This is a genomic window from Erythrobacter sp. SN6-5 (genome assembly GCF_057364945.1).
Genome location: NZ_CP200282.1, coordinates 141649 through 155888, shown reverse-complemented (window position 1 = coordinate 155888; position 14240 = coordinate 141649). Strand labels below are relative to the sequence as shown.

Below are 14240 nucleotides of genomic sequence, written 5' to 3'. Positions count from 1 at the left end.
CACTTACGGACGCTTATCTAGCGGATAGCACAAATTGCAAGGTTTTGAGCAAGGCACAGCGCGATTGATGCTGCCCCGATACGAAAAGGCCGGGCACCCTTGTCGGGAACCCGGCCTTTGTTGGTGTGCGTCAGTTTCTAGCTTAGAACTTCCAGTTCAGCGAGAAGCTTCCTTGATTGTTGGTGAGGACACCGCGGCCAAGATCAGATGTGACCGAGAGCGCAGCCTTCACGCGGCTAGACAGAGCCATTTCAGCGCCAGCGTTTACCGATACCCATTCTGGATCGAGTTGGTTGCTGATCTGGAATGCGGCATCTGGTGCGCTGAAGAAGCTGGCCGTAACCGTGTCGACATTGTCCGCCAATTCGCGGGCGTAGGCGACCGAGCCAAAGGCCGTGATCTTGCCAGTGCGTCCTACATCAAGGTCGAGTGATGACATCAGGCCAACCTTCGTGCCGAGCGAGGTGAAATCGCGGCCCTGCACATCAAGCCCGAGCTTGCCAGCACCGAACTCTGAGTAGCCGCCGATCTGGTTGCGAACATAATCCATGCTCACAACTGGACCAACTTCAAAGCCCTTGGCGATGTCGAATGCGTACCCAAGGCGAACCCCGGCGAAGCTTTGTTCACCATCTGCCTGGCCAAGCGCGCTGCTGAACGATGAGCTGAAGCCCGCAGTGCCTGCGCGTTCCGTACCATAGTTCTGGTTGGCAAAGCCGAAGTACATATCAGCAAAGCCATTGCCCGCTTGATAGGCGGCATAGATCGCAGCCGACCGGCTTTCATCTTCATTTGGCCGTGAAGCGCCAATTCCAGCTGCGCTGTTGCGAATGTTTGTCATCGCAACACCAAGGCTGAAATTCTCCGAGACCCGCAGATCTGCACCAATGGTGAGTTCACCCGCTTGGGTAAAGGCGGCCTCCTCAAAGGCATTCGAACCGCTAGACCGGTCGACGCTGCCTGCATCGAGGAAGGTTCCACTAACGGTGCCGAAGAAACCCAACTGACCGTCTTGCTGTGGAGCCGAACCGCCCATTGCAAATCCAGCGTTGCCCGCTGCAGAGAAGCCAGCCGCTGCGCTGTTCGCACCGCGAAGCGCGAGAGTGCGCTGCGCGATTTGGCCAGTGAAACGCTGCGAAAAGCCGTTCGCGATCGTTTGCTGATTGAACGCATTGATCGGCGTCAAAGCGCCGAGCGATGCACCAAGCGTATCTGCGCCAGCACTGTCGATGACATCGAAGATTGCGGCGAATTCAGCATAGCGTCCGCCAAACCGCAGCGTATCAAGCGATGTGCCAAGTGAAGCCAGTGAGCTACCCTGTCCGAGCAGGCCAGCCAAGCTGAGCGCGCCGATTTCGACGACGACGTCCCCGCCTTCAACCCGGCTTTCGGCAGTCAGCAGTGGCGACTGAGAAATCAGCAAGGTCGTGTCAAATGCACCGTCGATTTCGCCTGCGCTTAGAACAGTGAAGGTGCTGCCGAACTGTGGCGTCCCGCGCTCGCTGAAGACAACAAGGTTGCCGCCGAGGACGGCAAGATTGGAGATTTCAAGCAAGTCAGATGTAACTTGATTTCCGCGGGTTTCAAAGTCAGCGAACAAGAAGCCGCCGCTGGTTTGAACATAGTCACCATTGATGGCCAGCGTGCCAACCTGGCCAAGCCGGTTCGGACCAACAAAACCGTTCACATTGAAGAATGCGTTGGTGTTGATGGTGCCGCGACCGACGAACTCACCGCCGAGCAAGGTCAGAAGACCTGTGTTCAACGTACCGTCGATGCGCGATTCGCCAGAGAACTGCTCTACGCCGATGATGCTAGTGAACTCGTAACGCCGAGGCAGTATGAACACAGCGCGGTCATTGTCGACCGTCAGACGATCAATCTCGACATCAATGTCGACGCGTGTCCGACCGCGATTGGTCAGCAGAACGTCGAAATATTGCGCTGGGTTTTCAAACGCAGTCCCTGGGGTTCCGTCTGTGTTGTTTGGCACAAACCCGGTTGAACCCGGACCAAGCAGAGCGGAACTTTCAGGAAGCGTTGTTGGGATGTCTTCAAAACCTGGGGTGATATCGGTGCTGAAGCCTGAAATGTCCTGACCCAGAACCGTGCCAAGCTTCGGACCTGATGCCGTGATACCTGGCTCGTTTCCGCCTGGAATGCCATTCACGATATTGCCATCGGCATCCTGGATGAAGAAGCCCGGATCGAGATCTTGAGTCCAGTGGTTTGGATCAGACCAGCGACCGTTTCCAGCTTTCGCAGAAACATACTTGTAAGCCGTGTTCTCTGTGATGAATTCGAAGAATGGAAACAGCGGATTGTAGAAGCTTACGTCGCTGTAAGTGCCACCTAGGCCGAAGAAATCAAACCCGCCCGAGAGAACTCCGATCGCAAGCGGGAATTCCGCAAGTTGATCAGCGACAAGTGGTGAGCCTGAGTCGCCAGGACCCGTGCCGGCTTCGCCAGGAAGAGCATCGCCATCGAAGAAATCGATTGCCAGCACATCTTCGAGAGTGCCGCAGCTGATTGTATCGCCTGGGAAGTCGCAACCAGCTTGTTGTTCTGGCGTACGACCAGGATTGTCGAAGTCGGTCCAGTAGTAGACTTGGCTTTCAAACCCGAGGGATGATGATGAGGGCGCAAGTGCCGGGAAAACTCCATCGATAAAGTCTGCTGTGCTGCCGAGCAGGCCAAGCATGTTCTCACCCACACGGCGAAGGAAACGGTCACCGGTATTCGAACCACCGGTCAGGCCGGTGCCATTTGTACCATATCCAACTTGCACCACGTGAGTGAGCTCTGACAGCGGCGTAAGCAGTAGAGGCAAGGACGGCACATCGGTGATCGGCGTGTCCACTGCGATCAGAGCAATGTCTGCCCATGGGAAGCCGAGACCAGTGTTATCGGCGTTGCCAGTGGGATGAATCACTACGTCAGTGCTCGAAGCGACGCCGCCATCAGCATAGCCTGCCCCCGTATCAATATAGGTAAACAGGCGGTCTGCGCTGCTTTGCCCTGTCGAGATCAGCAGCGTGGTGTCAGCTCCTGAACCCGGCAAACCATAAGTTTCCGACGAAGTGGTCGCGATTGGGCCATCACTTCCGTTAACGCAGTGCGCAGCAGTTAGGATCGTGCGCGGATTGATCACGCTGCCTGAGCAGTTGAAGAACACGCCGCCATCTGAATTGCGCTGCTGGAAAATGTGCACTGCATATGGCGCAATGTTATCAGGATCGCCGAAATCGACGCCAACGTCATCACGGACTAGAAGACGTTGTTCTGGATCACTGATCGAACCGATATAGCCGCCGCTTGTGCGCGAAGTACGGGCGATTGTGGCGGTTGCCGCTGGAATAACAACTTCAGGGACTTCGAATGAGGTGCTGCTCTGCTCGATTCTGAAACCGACGAAATCGCCTTGCGCTTCAGTTGAGATACCTTCGCTATCTCCATCGTTTTCAGAGGCATAGGCAGGTGCCGCTAAGAGCCCACTTGCGATGCCGATTACGCCTGCGCTGGAAAGAACATACCGTTTAATCATATTAAACCCCCACTAAGTTGTTTCTATCAACGACTCGGAAGTTACAATATTTTAACCATGAACACGACTCGAATTCTGCACGATCGCTGAACCAAACGACAAAAACGTGCTTTTATTTTGCGACGCGCAGCCGCTAACAGCCGGGAAACTGCGGTTCTGAGCCGCGTTTTACCGACGTGGAAAATTCCAAATTTTATTGTTAGTTATGGTTAATTTCGGCCGATACTGGAGTAATCGAAGCCAGCAGATCGCATATCATCCGGATTGTAGATATTGCGCAGGTCAACGATCACGGGCGCATTGGCCAGCTCCTTCACCCGACTCAGATCAAGCGCCCGAAAAGCATCCCATTCGGTCACGATAGCGACAGCATCTGCGTCCTTGATCGCCGCATAAGGCTCTTCGCACATGATCACATTCGGCATTAGAGGCTTGGCGATCTCCATGCCTTCGGGATCAAACGCGGCAACCTCTACCCCGGCATCACCCAAGGTTTGAGCAATGGCGATCGCGGGGGAGTCGCGCATGTCGTCTGTGTTTGGTTTGAAGGTCAGGCCAAGCATGGCGACTTTCTTGCCACGCGCCTTTTCCGCTCCACCCAGCGCATCGAGCACCTTGCGGCCCATCGCGCGCTTGCGGCTCTCATTGGTCTTGACCACTGCTTCGACGATCCGGGTCGGGCTGTCGTAGTCTTCAGCTGTTTTCAGCAACGCCAGCGTGTCCTTGGGGAAGCATGATCCGCCATAACCCGGTCCAGCGTTGAGGAACTTAGAACCAATCCGATTGTCCATGCCGATGCCGCGCGCGACATCCTGAACATTGGCGCCCACTTTTTCGCACAGATCGGCCATTTCATTGATGAATGTGATCTTGGTCGCGAGGAATGCGTTGGCGGCATATTTGATCAGCTCGCTGGTGCGGCGACCAACAAACAGAATGGGCGATTCGTTCAGGAACAGCGGGCGATAGACCTCGCGCATGATCTCGCGCCCCAGATCATCTTCCGCGCCTATTACGATCCGGTCGGGACGTTTGAAGTCGCCAATCGCGGCGCCTTCGCGCAGGAATTCCGGGTTAGAGACGACCGCGAACTTATGCTCAGTGCCGGTGTCTTCGATGATCCGTTCAACCTCATCGCCGGTGCCAACTGGCACGGTGGACTTAGTAACGATCACCGCTTCATTGGCTAGGTGTTCGCCGACTTCGCGGGCTACCTCGTAGACAAAGGTCAGGTCTGCATGGCCGTCGCCGCGGCGGCTTGGCGTGCCAACCGCAATGAAAATCGCCTGTGCGCCATCGATGCCAGCAGCCAAATCGGTTGTGAAAGAAAGGCGGCTAGACGGCGACATTGCTTGCGACAAGGCTATCAAGCCCAGGCTCGTAGATCGGCATGATGCCGTCTTTGAGGCGTGCAATCTTGCTGTCATCCTTGTCGATGCAGACGACCTCATGGCCAAAATCCGCAAAGCATGCGCCCGATACCAGGCCAACATAGCCCGACCCAACCATGGCAATTTTCATCGCACTTGTTCCTCGTTGAATGTCTTTATCGTGCCATTATCATCAACAGCTTGCAGAATTCTTCTCTCGGTCCCTTCGAGCACCAGCGCCGTGAGTACGCCCGAGCGAAAGGCGCCGGTGTCGACCCCAATCCGATGGCCATTGTCCATCACATTGGGAAAGATGGTGTGGCCGTGCACGACGACTTTGCCAAATCCGCCTTGGTGCCGCAAAAAACGATCTCTAATCCACAGCATGTCGCTGCGCTTCTGCTCATCCAGGGGGCGCGCAGGGTCAATTCCGGCATGAACGAACAAATAGTCGCCAGCGATTATCATTTCCTCGAACGCTTCGACATATGCACGCTCTTCAGCCGGAACGATCTCTGGCAGCGCCTTGAACAGTTCCTCGAGCGACATCGCATTGAACATCTTCGGCGTGATATCGTAACTCAGAATTGTCTCGCGCCCGCCATGCTTTAGGAAATGGCGCAGCACATCGATATCATCAAAGGCCTCGAGGAACATTTCCTCATGATTGCCTGCAAGAATGCGGACAGGGCGCTTCTGCTGCCACTTCCGCGCGCGCGCGATCACACCTGCGCTGTCGTCGCCTCGATCAACCAGATCGCCAAGCAAGATAACATGGCTATTGGCCTCGCCCGCTTCCGCATCATCCGCCTCAACCGCTTTGATCAATGCCTTGAACAGGTCAAGTCGGCCATGAATATCCCCAATCGCGTAATAGCGCGTCCCAGCAGGAACGGCAGGCAAAGGCGCGTCGGGCCGCGATTGGAAGAGTTTGCGAAGCGTTTTGATCATGGTGCAATAAGAATGCGGTCGCGCCCGTAGTTGGGCGTCGGGGCGCTTTAGGCAAGTGTGGGCTGAACAGCAACTGATCGAGCGTTCACTTTCCGGGTGATGCAAAATCCACACACTTGCGACTGTTCACAGGCGAATGCGCAATTTCTCTTGTGCGCTGCGGCATTTCTGGGCAAGAAAACTGCGTACTCAGATGAGATTGCCGTAAATAAGTTGGTAACCACTGATGACGCAGGTGGGACGAAGCAACAACACAACATAAGGAAGTTGTAATGCTCACGTCCAAACGCGGCCTCTCCGCCGCATCTCTATCCGCTGGTTTGCTCCTCTCTGCAGCTCCAGCATTTGCTAATGAAGCCGAAGCTGGCGAGAATACTCCAGCCCTGGCAGCATCCGAAATTGCTACCGTTATTGATAGTGAAACTGACCGCGAAAGCGCGCCGGTTGACGCTGCGAAAGCAAGCTATGCCGATGGCGAAGCTGGTTTTGAAGTGACCGCTAATGTTGCTTTGGTCAGCGAATACCGCTTCCGCGGTGTTGACCTGTCCGGCGGCGAAATTGCCATTCAGGGCGGCATCGATCTCTCAACCGACATCGGCATTTATGCCTAGCACTTGGGCCTCTTCACTTGATGAGGACACGGTTGGTTTTGGTTCAACTGAAGTTGACGTATACGGTGGTTGGAGCGGTGATGTCGCCGAAGGCCTAAGCCTAGATGTGGGCGCGATCGCCTATCTCTATCCAGACGCTGGGGCTGGTGATTTCGACTATATCGAATTCTACAGCTCACTTGGTTTCACATTTGGTCCAGCTGAAACAACGGTCGGCGTCGCTTATGCGCCTGATCAGGATTCGCTCGGCAGTACTGACAACTTCTACATCTACGGTGATGTAGGTGTCGGAATCCCAAATACGCCGATCACATTAACTGGTCACCTTGGTTACACCGATGGCTTCCTGACATTCACGAATGACAGCAAGGCATTTGACTGGTCAATCGGTGCAGAAGCATCGGTCCACGGACCGCTCAGCGTCGGCATTTCGTACGTTGGTGTCGAAGGCGATGGCCTGATCGATCCAGGCGGTGTCTTCACCGATGATGCTGTTGTGTTCACATTGAGCGCCAGCATCTAATCACATCTAGGCCCTTAGGGTCACATCCCACTTTTGCGAGTGGAGCAGAAAAGGCGCGGGGGCTATGCGCATTGTCCCCGCGCCTTTTTGTTTTGGGCGGATTGAGTGCTCCGCCGATTTCGTGCCAAACAGGTCAGGCTGAGCGCCTACTCAATCAAGCGAGAAGTTCACCGTGGTGACGACACGGACCTTTTTATAAGGGCTGTCGCTCTTGCCCCATCCGCCGCCATCGCCATCGCGGGCTTCGATAGAGAAGTATCCCTGGGTCGCATCCTTGATCGCGCCGACGCCTGAGCCGGAATCTTGCGCAAACTGCTCCGCAGAGGCGCGGGCATCGCGGGTCGCCTCGGCTACCATCTCCGGCTTGATGTCGTTCAATTTGGTGAAGGTGTAGCTCATGCCAGAGCCTTCTTCCAGAAATACACCGCGCCCAACCAGATCGAACTGATTAGCAACCGCCTTTTGTGCGAGTTCAATATTGTCGGTTCTCAGCGCGAGTCGCTGACGAACGGTGTAAGTCGTAACGCCTCGGTTCGTGTGGCTCGAAACATTAGCCCCGGTCGGTTGCAGACTGTCTGCTGGAAATCCGAGCCCTCTAAAGAAGCCTTCGATTGCGCGAGTATCTCGCTGCACTTTCCCTTGCGCCTCCGCAAGATTGGCCGCGCTGGCTGAGTAAGAAATCGTCCAAGTGGCGAGATCGGCCGTGACGTCGCGCTCGGCCAATCCGCGTACGGTGACAGAACGTTCGGCTTCCTTCGCTCGCAGTAGCCCGTCGCCAAGCAGATACCCGCCCAAGGTCATGCCGATTGCTGCGATGGCGGCTGTGCCGAACCATCGCGTGGTGGTTCGGCCAATCCCGCCCTTGCGCCGCGCACCTTCACGCTCCATCTCTTGCTGCGTATCCGTCGCTGTATCCGTCATCACATCCTCCTTTGTTGATGCGATGAATTGTGCTTATTTGTCGATGAACTGAGTTTGAACTGAAAAAGGCCCATCATGACCAAATATCTTCATTCCATGATCCGCGTGACCGATCCCGATGCGACGGTCGATTTCTTTAAGCTGATCGGGCTGGAGGAAGTGCGACGGTTTGATGTCGAGGCGGGCCGCTTCACGCTGATCTTCCTGGCCGCACCGGGACAGGAAGGCGTGGCCGAAGTTGAGTTGACCTACAATTGGCCATCTGAAGATGGCAGTGAAGCAGTGACGTATGACAATGGTCGCAATTTCGGCCATCTCGCCTACCGGGTGGAGGACATCTACGACACGTGCCAGCGTCTGATGGATGCGGGCGTGGTCATCAATCGCCCACCACGCGATGGCCATATGGCCTTTGTAAAGTCACCAGACGGCGTTTCGATTGAGCTGCTGCAGGACGGCAATCTGGAACCGCAAGAGCCGTGGGCCAGTATGGAAAATATCGGCAGTTGGTAGGAAACTGATCGGGCATGGGCGCCCGCATATGGCGGTGAGTATGCCCAATGAGTAATTCAGATTAGAGCGGCTGAGCTGCCTACGCTTTACGTGTTGGCGGGCTGATTGCCCTGATCGTCACAGTCGGCATCGGGATGCGTCGTGGTCAGACGCAAGACAATAAAGCCGAGCACCGCCGAAATTGCCGAGCCGGTAAGGATGCCAATTTTCGCTTCCTCGATGAACATCGGTTGGGTCGGGAATGCGAGCCCGCCGATAAACAGGCTCATGGTAAAGCCGATCCCGCACAGGATCGATATGCCCCAAATCTCCGCCCAGCTCGCGCCCTCCGGACGCTGAGCAAAGCCAGTCTTTTCCGCAATCACAATCGTTGTGAAGATGCCCAATTGCTTGCCGACCACAAGGCCTGCTGCGATCGCCACGGGTAGCGGATCAAACAATGCGCCAATCCCCATGCCCTGAAACGAGACGCCGGCATTGGCGAAACCGAATACGGGTACCACCAGATAGGCGCTCCACGGGGCCATCCCATGCTCAAGCCGCTCCAGCATGGAATTGCCATCCTTGCGCTGCATAGGGATCGTGAGCGCCGCCAGAACACCAGCGATGGTGGCATGAACGCCGGTGTTGAGCACACAGTACCACAGCACCAGGGCGAGCAGGATGTAGGGACTAAAGACGCTAACCTTCATCCGGTTTAGCGCAATCATTAGGCCGAAAACGACAATTGAGGCGACCAGCCATGCGAGCTTGATCGTCGGTGTATAGAACACGGCGATCACCATCACCGCGCCAATGTCATCGACGATGGCCACCGTTAGCAGGAACAGGCGCAGCGATGCTGGCACCCGGCTGCCCAGCAGACCAAGTACGCCCATCGCAAAGGCGATGTCGGTCGCCGCAGGGATAGCCCAGCCACTGGCATATTCTCCGCCGCCAGAAACCGCGATATAGACAAGGGCAGGGACCGCCATACCGGCCGCAGCGGCGGCCATGGGTAGTCTGCGTGCAGCCGGGTCAGACAATTGCCCGCCAACCAGCTCGCGCTTTACCTCCAGGCCGACGACGAAGAAGAATATCGCCATCAGTCCGTCATTGATCCAGAGGTGCAGATCATCGAGCTTTGCAATCGGCGTCCAGGCCAGATCGCCATAGAATAGCTCGCGATATTCGCCCGACAAGGAAGAGTTGGCTGCCAGCATTGCGGCGGCCGCCACAAGGATCAGCAGTATGCCAGCAGACGCATCGCCAACGAACAAGGCGCGCACTGGCGCGAACACCGAGCGTAAGGGGGAGTTTGATTGAGCCATAGTTGCTCTACCCCCTCTCTAAAACTTTCTCCCGTTGCAAGCCTTAACCGAGCGCGATAGGTTGTTTTACACAAGTGGGGATGGGGGCAGCCTTGCAAGTAATGAATTTTGACGTCTGGCAGTGGTTGGTATTGTTCCAGCAAGAGCTACTTTTATTCGCAGGTATTTTCTTCCTAATTGGTGCAGTCGACGATCTTTTAATAGACGTTACTTGGTTGTGGTTGAAGCTCACTGGGCGTGCAAAAACGCAACAATTTGAAAAAGATGAAAACGAAACGCGCGAGTTGTGCGGCGATGCGGCGGTCTTCATCCCGACCTGGTCCGAAGCAGAGGTGATCGGCGTTACGGTTTCTGAAGTGCTGGGCCGCTGGCCTCAGAAGGGCCTGCGTTTGTACGTCGGCTGTTACCGCAACGACTCGGCTACTATCGCGGCCGCCAGTGACGCCGCCAATGGCGATCCACGCCTTCGCATCGTGATTCACGACCGCGACGGGCCCAGTACCAAGGCCGATTGTCTGAACCGGATTTACGCTGCGATGTGCGATGATGAGCGGCGCCGCGGTGTGCGCAATCATATGGTCGTGTTCCACGATGCAGAAGATCTGGTCGACCCCGCCGCACTGTCGCTGCTCGATCGGCATATTGGCCAGCATATGGGCGGCGCGCAATTCGTGCAGCTTCCCGTCCATGCGTTGCGAAATGAGGAAAGCCGCTGGATAGGTAGCCATTATTGCGAGGAATTCGCTGAATCCCACAGCAAGGGCATGGTGGTGCGCGATGCTCTAGGCGCGGCATTGCCCGGGGCGGGCGTTGGCTGCGCGATTGAGCGAGAGGCGATCGAGCAATTGCGCATGCGCCATGCCGACCGTCAGCCATTCGTCGCGGATTCCCTGACCGAGGATTATGAGATGGGTCTCAGCATCACAGAGATGGGCGGAAAGTCGCGCTTCATACGCGCACGCGCCGCGAATGGCCGGTTGATTGCGACCCGTGCATTCTTCCCTGATGGGATCGATACGGTGGTGCGCCAGAAGACCCGTTGGGTGCACGGCATTGCCTTACAAGGTTGGGACAGGATGGGCTGGTCAGGAGGTCTCATCGAGAGCTGGATGCGAGCGCGCGACCGGCGCGGTCCGTTTACCGCCCTGGTTTTGATCATGGGCTATACTTTGCTGGCTGTTTCCGCTGCGATCTGGCTCGGGATCAAGCTAGGATATGGCGAGCCATTGCCGTTTTCTCAGATGGCGATCGTACTGCTTTGGGTGAATCTTGCCGCATTTTGTTGGCGCTCGGCCTCGCGGTTTGCATTCACTGCGCGTGAATATGGCACGGCGGAGGGTGTCCGAGCGGTCCTGCGCATTCCGGTTGCCAACGTCATTTCGATCATGGCTGGTCGCCGCGCAGTGATGGCTTACATCGGGACGCTCGCTGGACGCGCGATCGTGTGGGACAAAACAGACCATTCGGCGCAGCCTGCCCGGCTGATCGAGCCAGCAGGTGGTCGATCATGACCCAGGTTTCGCAATCACGCCGTGGCGGGCCGCTCGCCATGCTTGGGCTTGTCTTGGCTGTATGGATCAGCGGCCGCGCTATGATGTGGGAAAGCCCGTTTCTCATACCCGAGAGCTTTTCGAAATCGGTTGATGCGATCCTGACTGAGGCTCCGTCTGAGCCTGATCTCGCACCTGCGCGAGCGGTACGCCCGGTTCAGCTCGCCAGCACAGGCTTTATCGCGCCCGCTCAAGTCAGAGCACCTGCAATGGGCCTCACCGCAGATGAGCTGCGCGGCAAAGAGATATTCTCGGACACATTGCAAATTGCGGCAGGCCACCAGATGCTGCTGATGGCGGCGATGAGCCAGCTGCCGCTGCCGCGCGCGGTTGAAGAGGCATGGGCGCGTTCAAGCGCTCCTAGCTTACTGATGCAAGACGCGCCGGGCGCTGGCTGGAGCTTACCGAAAAGCGGTACGGACAGAGACGCCGACACTGCCAAATCGGATCGCTGGTCGCTCGATGCCTGGGCATTCTGGCGTCAGGGTTCCAATTCCGGATTGATTTCGCAAGGGCGGGTTCCCGTCTACGGCGCGAGCCAAGCGGGCGCAGTGCTGCAATATCGCGTTGTGCCTAGCTCTCGTCATGATCCGCGTGCCTATGTTCGCGCCTACCGCGCGCTGGTCAGCAATGGAGAGAGCGAAGCTGCGCTCGGAGTGTCCGCACGTCCAATTGGCGCGGTGCCACTGCGTTTGCACGGTGAAATGCGAGTGACTGACGGTACTTTTGATACCGAAGTACGCGGCGCTGCCTTTGCCACGACCGAAATCCCGCCGCTGTCTTTGCCAGTGGGCGCGAAAGCTGAAGTCTATGCCCAAGGCGGATATGTCGGCGGCGACAGCTCCACAGCCTTTGTTGATGGCCAACTGGCGGTGACGCGGGAGGTCGCCAAGTTCGATCTTGCCACGTCGCAATCGGCTCGCGTCAGCGTGGGCGGCGGCGCGTGGGCCGGGTACCAAGGGGTTGGGCAAGCGGCGGACGTTCACCGGGTCGATCTGGGGCCAACCGCGCGCCTGGATGTGCGCATTGGCCAGGTGCCAGCGCGCCTTTCGGTCGATTGGCGAGAGCGTGTGTCTGGCGATGCTGCGCCGTCGTCAGGCGTTGCTGCGACCATCTCTACTCGCTTTTGAGCGAGGCTTCACCGCAACCCCTTCATGAATAACGGGGTTTGCGTGCAGCATTGTCTTTAATCCAGAGGCTTGCTGGGCTACTCCGCTGCCATGGATGTCTACCTGCCCATAGCCAATCTGTCAGTGAACGGTTTTTACATCGTCATGCTGGGCGGGCTGACGGGTATTCTTTCCGGCCTATTTGGCGTTGGCGGCGGGTTTCTGACCACGCCATTGCTGATTTTCTATGGCATTCCGCCAACAGTCGCGGCCGCCTCTGCGGCGACGCAGGTAACCGGCGCCAGCGTGTCGGGCGTGCTCGCGCATCGCAAGCGTAATGGTGTCGATTACCGTATGGGGCTGGTCATGGTCGGCGGCGGTGTTGTCGGCGCGCTGATCGGGGCGTTGCTGTTCCGACTGTTACAATCCATTGGCCAGATCGATGTCGTGATCAACGTGCTCTATGTGGTGATGCTGGGCACGATTGGCGGGCTGATGATGCGAGAAGCGGTGGAGGCTCTATGGCCGCGCAAGGGCGCTACCAAGCAGCCGCGCAAACGCCGCCACCACCCACTGGTTGCCAATCTGCCGATCCGCTGGCGGTTCTATCGCAGCGGTCTCTATATCTCCCCGCTTGCGCCGCTTATCCTGGGCGTGCTGGTGGGTATCCTCACCATGCTGATGGGCGTTGGCGGAGGCTTCATTCTGGTACCCGCAATGCTCTATCTCCTGGGGATGAGCGGCAATGTGGTGGTGGGAACCTCGCTGTTCCAAATCTTGTTTGTGACGATGGTGACGACGATGACTCATGCGCTGACCACCAAAGCGGTGGACATCGTCTTGGCAGGTCTGCTGCTGCTCGGCTCGGTGATGGGCGCACAATTTGGCACGCAGATCGCGCTCAAGGCGAAGCCAGAGCTGCTACGGTTGATCCTGGCCGGGATCGTGATCTTAGTGGCGCTGCGCATGCTTTATGGCTTGGGTATTGAGCCTGATGAGATTTACACGGTGAGCCCGCTATGATGGCGGCGGCGCGCCTTGTATTCCTGGGCCTTGCGGCGATTTTTTTGAGCGCTCAGCGTGAGCCCATTCTGGTGCCAGAAGTCAGTCAAAGCCGGGTGGAGGTTCGCCAAGGCTTCACCGGAGCTGATCTGCTCCTCTATGGTGCAATCGTCGATCCGGCAGGCCCTGCACGCGGCACCGAATACGATATTGTGGTTGTTCTGAAAGGGCTGGCTGAGGCGATCCGCCTGCGTGAGAAAGATCGCATTGCTGGGATTTGGATGAACGCTGGCAGCACTGATTTCCGCTCTGCACCCGCATTCTTCGCGGTCGCATCGTCCCGCCCTATCCCTGAAATTGTCGATGAGCGTACTGCCGCGATCTATGAGCTGGGCACGAGCTTTATTCAGCTCAGCCCTTCCGGGCAGATTGAACCGGAAAAGCAGACCCGTTTTTCCGATGGCTTGGTTGATATGCGCAGGCGGCTGGGGCTCTACAAAGAGGATATGAATGGCGTCCGCATCACGGAAAAGGTGCTGTATCAGGCGCGGATCAACCTGCCCTCGAATGTGACAACGGGGCAATACACAGCGGAAACCTTCGCGATTGCTGATGGCCGGGTGCTTGCCAGCGCGACCGCGCCAATCACGGTTGAAAAAGTCGGGCTAGAGGGGCGGGTTGTGAATGCCGCCAATCGCTGGGCGCTGCTCTATGGGCTGGGCGCAATCGCTCTGTCGGTTTTCATGGGGTGGTTTGCTGGCCGGGTGTTTGCGAAGGTCTAAGCTGTTTTACAGCGCGGCGCAGGGCGCAGCTTTTCGGGCAATCTTGACGCGATC

Annotated in this window: 11 protein-coding genes and 1 pseudogene; 7 read left to right on the top strand and 5 right to left on the bottom strand. The window is 57.1% G+C overall.

Going from position 1 to position 14240, the window contains the following annotated elements:
* Window positions 1-142: 142 nt before the first annotated feature.
* The 3 genes and pseudogenes from AC0V6Z_RS00725 to AC0V6Z_RS00715 all read right to left on the bottom strand — a co-directional run bounded on the left by AC0V6Z_RS00725 (window position 143) and on the right by AC0V6Z_RS00715 (window position 5865).
* Window positions 143-3544 (bottom strand): autotransporter domain-containing protein, encoded by a 3402-nt coding sequence (locus AC0V6Z_RS00725; RefSeq protein ID WP_472639539.1) that lies wholly within the window; start codon window positions 3542-3544, stop codon window positions 143-145.
* A 209-nt stretch (window positions 3545-3753) separates the two neighbouring features.
* Window positions 3754-5065: pseudogene (locus tag AC0V6Z_RS00720) on the bottom strand (UDP-glucose dehydrogenase family protein).
* Window positions 5062-5865 carry a metallophosphoesterase family protein gene (locus tag AC0V6Z_RS00715; protein ID WP_472639538.1) on the bottom strand — a complete coding sequence of 268 codons (804 nt, stop codon included), beginning with the start codon at window positions 5863-5865 and terminating at the stop codon, window positions 5062-5064. The pseudogene AC0V6Z_RS00720 and the gene AC0V6Z_RS00715 overlap by 4 nt, the downstream one beginning before the upstream one ends.
* Window positions 5866-6137: 272 nt before the next feature.
* On the opposite strand from AC0V6Z_RS00715, the gene AC0V6Z_RS00710 reads away from it, so the two are divergent.
* Together AC0V6Z_RS00710 and AC0V6Z_RS00705 are read left to right on the top strand one after the other, a co-directional pair.
* A complete protein-coding gene (locus tag AC0V6Z_RS00710; protein WP_472639537.1) occupies window positions 6138-6476 on the top strand; it encodes a TorF family putative porin in 339 nt (112 codons plus the stop codon).
* Window positions 6469-6999: a TorF family putative porin gene (locus tag AC0V6Z_RS00705; RefSeq protein WP_472639536.1), complete on the top strand. Its 531-nt coding sequence runs from the start codon at window positions 6469-6471 to the stop codon at window positions 6997-6999. The genes AC0V6Z_RS00710 and AC0V6Z_RS00705 overlap by 8 nt, the downstream gene beginning before the upstream one ends.
* A 150-nt stretch (window positions 7000-7149) precedes the next feature.
* Here the strand turns inward: AC0V6Z_RS00705 and AC0V6Z_RS00700 are convergent, their stop codons facing one another.
* Window positions 7150-7800 carry an SIMPL domain-containing protein gene (locus AC0V6Z_RS00700; RefSeq protein ID WP_472640808.1) on the bottom strand — a complete coding sequence of 217 codons (651 nt, stop codon included), beginning with the start codon at window positions 7798-7800 and terminating at the stop codon, window positions 7150-7152.
* A gap of 195 nt (window positions 7801-7995) precedes the next feature.
* Here AC0V6Z_RS00700 and AC0V6Z_RS00695 point away from each other — a divergent pair, with 195 nt between their 5' ends.
* On the top strand, window positions 7996-8433 hold the full coding sequence (locus AC0V6Z_RS00695; protein WP_472639535.1) for a VOC family protein: 438 nt from the start codon (window positions 7996-7998) through the stop codon (window positions 8431-8433).
* An 86-nt stretch (window positions 8434-8519) separates the two neighbouring features.
* On the opposite strand, the gene nhaA is transcribed toward AC0V6Z_RS00695, so the two are convergent.
* Window positions 8520-9743 (bottom strand): Na+/H+ antiporter NhaA, encoded by a 1224-nt coding sequence (gene nhaA, locus AC0V6Z_RS00690; RefSeq protein ID WP_472639534.1) that lies wholly within the window; start codon window positions 9741-9743, stop codon window positions 8520-8522.
* Window positions 9744-9844: 101 nt separating this feature from the next.
* Between nhaA and AC0V6Z_RS00685 the strand changes: the two genes are divergently transcribed.
* The 4 genes from AC0V6Z_RS00685 to AC0V6Z_RS00670 all read left to right on the top strand — a co-directional run bounded on the left by AC0V6Z_RS00685 (window position 9845) and on the right by AC0V6Z_RS00670 (window position 14186).
* The gene (locus AC0V6Z_RS00685; protein ID WP_472639533.1) at window positions 9845-11254 is read left to right on the top strand and encodes a glycosyl transferase family protein; all 1410 of its coding nucleotides are present in this window, start codon (window positions 9845-9847) and stop codon (window positions 11252-11254) included.
* Window positions 11251-12423 (top strand): hypothetical protein, encoded by a 1173-nt coding sequence (locus tag AC0V6Z_RS00680; RefSeq protein WP_472639532.1) that lies wholly within the window; start codon window positions 11251-11253, stop codon window positions 12421-12423. Before AC0V6Z_RS00685 ends, AC0V6Z_RS00680 begins: the two co-directional genes overlap by 4 nt.
* 90 nt (window positions 12424-12513) lie before the next feature.
* The gene (locus AC0V6Z_RS00675) at window positions 12514-13425 is read left to right on the top strand and encodes a sulfite exporter TauE/SafE family protein (RefSeq protein WP_472639531.1); all 912 of its coding nucleotides are present in this window, start codon (window positions 12514-12516) and stop codon (window positions 13423-13425) included.
* Window positions 13422-14186, top strand: coding sequence for a TIGR02186 family protein (locus tag AC0V6Z_RS00670; protein ID WP_472639530.1), 765 nt, complete (start codon window positions 13422-13424; stop codon window positions 14184-14186). The genes AC0V6Z_RS00675 and AC0V6Z_RS00670 overlap by 4 nt, the downstream gene beginning before the upstream one ends.
* The last annotated feature ends 54 nt before the right edge of the window (window positions 14187-14240 follow it).

Bases quoted from the DNA above. Each gene is read 5' to 3' on its own strand.
- AC0V6Z_RS00725 (WP_472639539.1), bottom strand. From the start codon at position 3,544: ATGATTAAACGGTATGTTCTTTCCAGCGCAGGCGTAATCGGCATCGCA.
- AC0V6Z_RS00715 (WP_472639538.1), bottom strand. From the start codon at position 5,865: ATGATCAAAACGCTTCGCAAACTCTTCCAATCGCGGCCCGACGCGCCT.
- AC0V6Z_RS00710 (WP_472639537.1), top strand. From the start codon at position 6,138: ATGCTCACGTCCAAACGCGGCCTCTCCGCCGCATCTCTATCCGCTGGT.
- AC0V6Z_RS00705 (WP_472639536.1), top strand. From the start codon at position 6,469: ATGCCTAGCACTTGGGCCTCTTCACTTGATGAGGACACGGTTGGTTTT.
- AC0V6Z_RS00700 (WP_472640808.1), bottom strand. From the start codon at position 7,800: ATGACCTTGGGCGGGTATCTGCTTGGCGACGGGCTACTGCGAGCGAAG.
- AC0V6Z_RS00695 (WP_472639535.1), top strand. From the start codon at position 7,996: ATGACCAAATATCTTCATTCCATGATCCGCGTGACCGATCCCGATGCG.
- nhaA (WP_472639534.1), bottom strand. From the start codon at position 9,743: ATGGCTCAATCAAACTCCCCCTTACGCTCGGTGTTCGCGCCAGTGCGC.
- AC0V6Z_RS00685 (WP_472639533.1), top strand. From the start codon at position 9,845: ATGAATTTTGACGTCTGGCAGTGGTTGGTATTGTTCCAGCAAGAGCTA.
- AC0V6Z_RS00680 (WP_472639532.1), top strand. From the start codon at position 11,251: ATGACCCAGGTTTCGCAATCACGCCGTGGCGGGCCGCTCGCCATGCTT.
- AC0V6Z_RS00675 (WP_472639531.1), top strand. From the start codon at position 12,514: ATGGATGTCTACCTGCCCATAGCCAATCTGTCAGTGAACGGTTTTTAC.
- AC0V6Z_RS00670 (WP_472639530.1), top strand. From the start codon at position 13,422: ATGATGGCGGCGGCGCGCCTTGTATTCCTGGGCCTTGCGGCGATTTTT.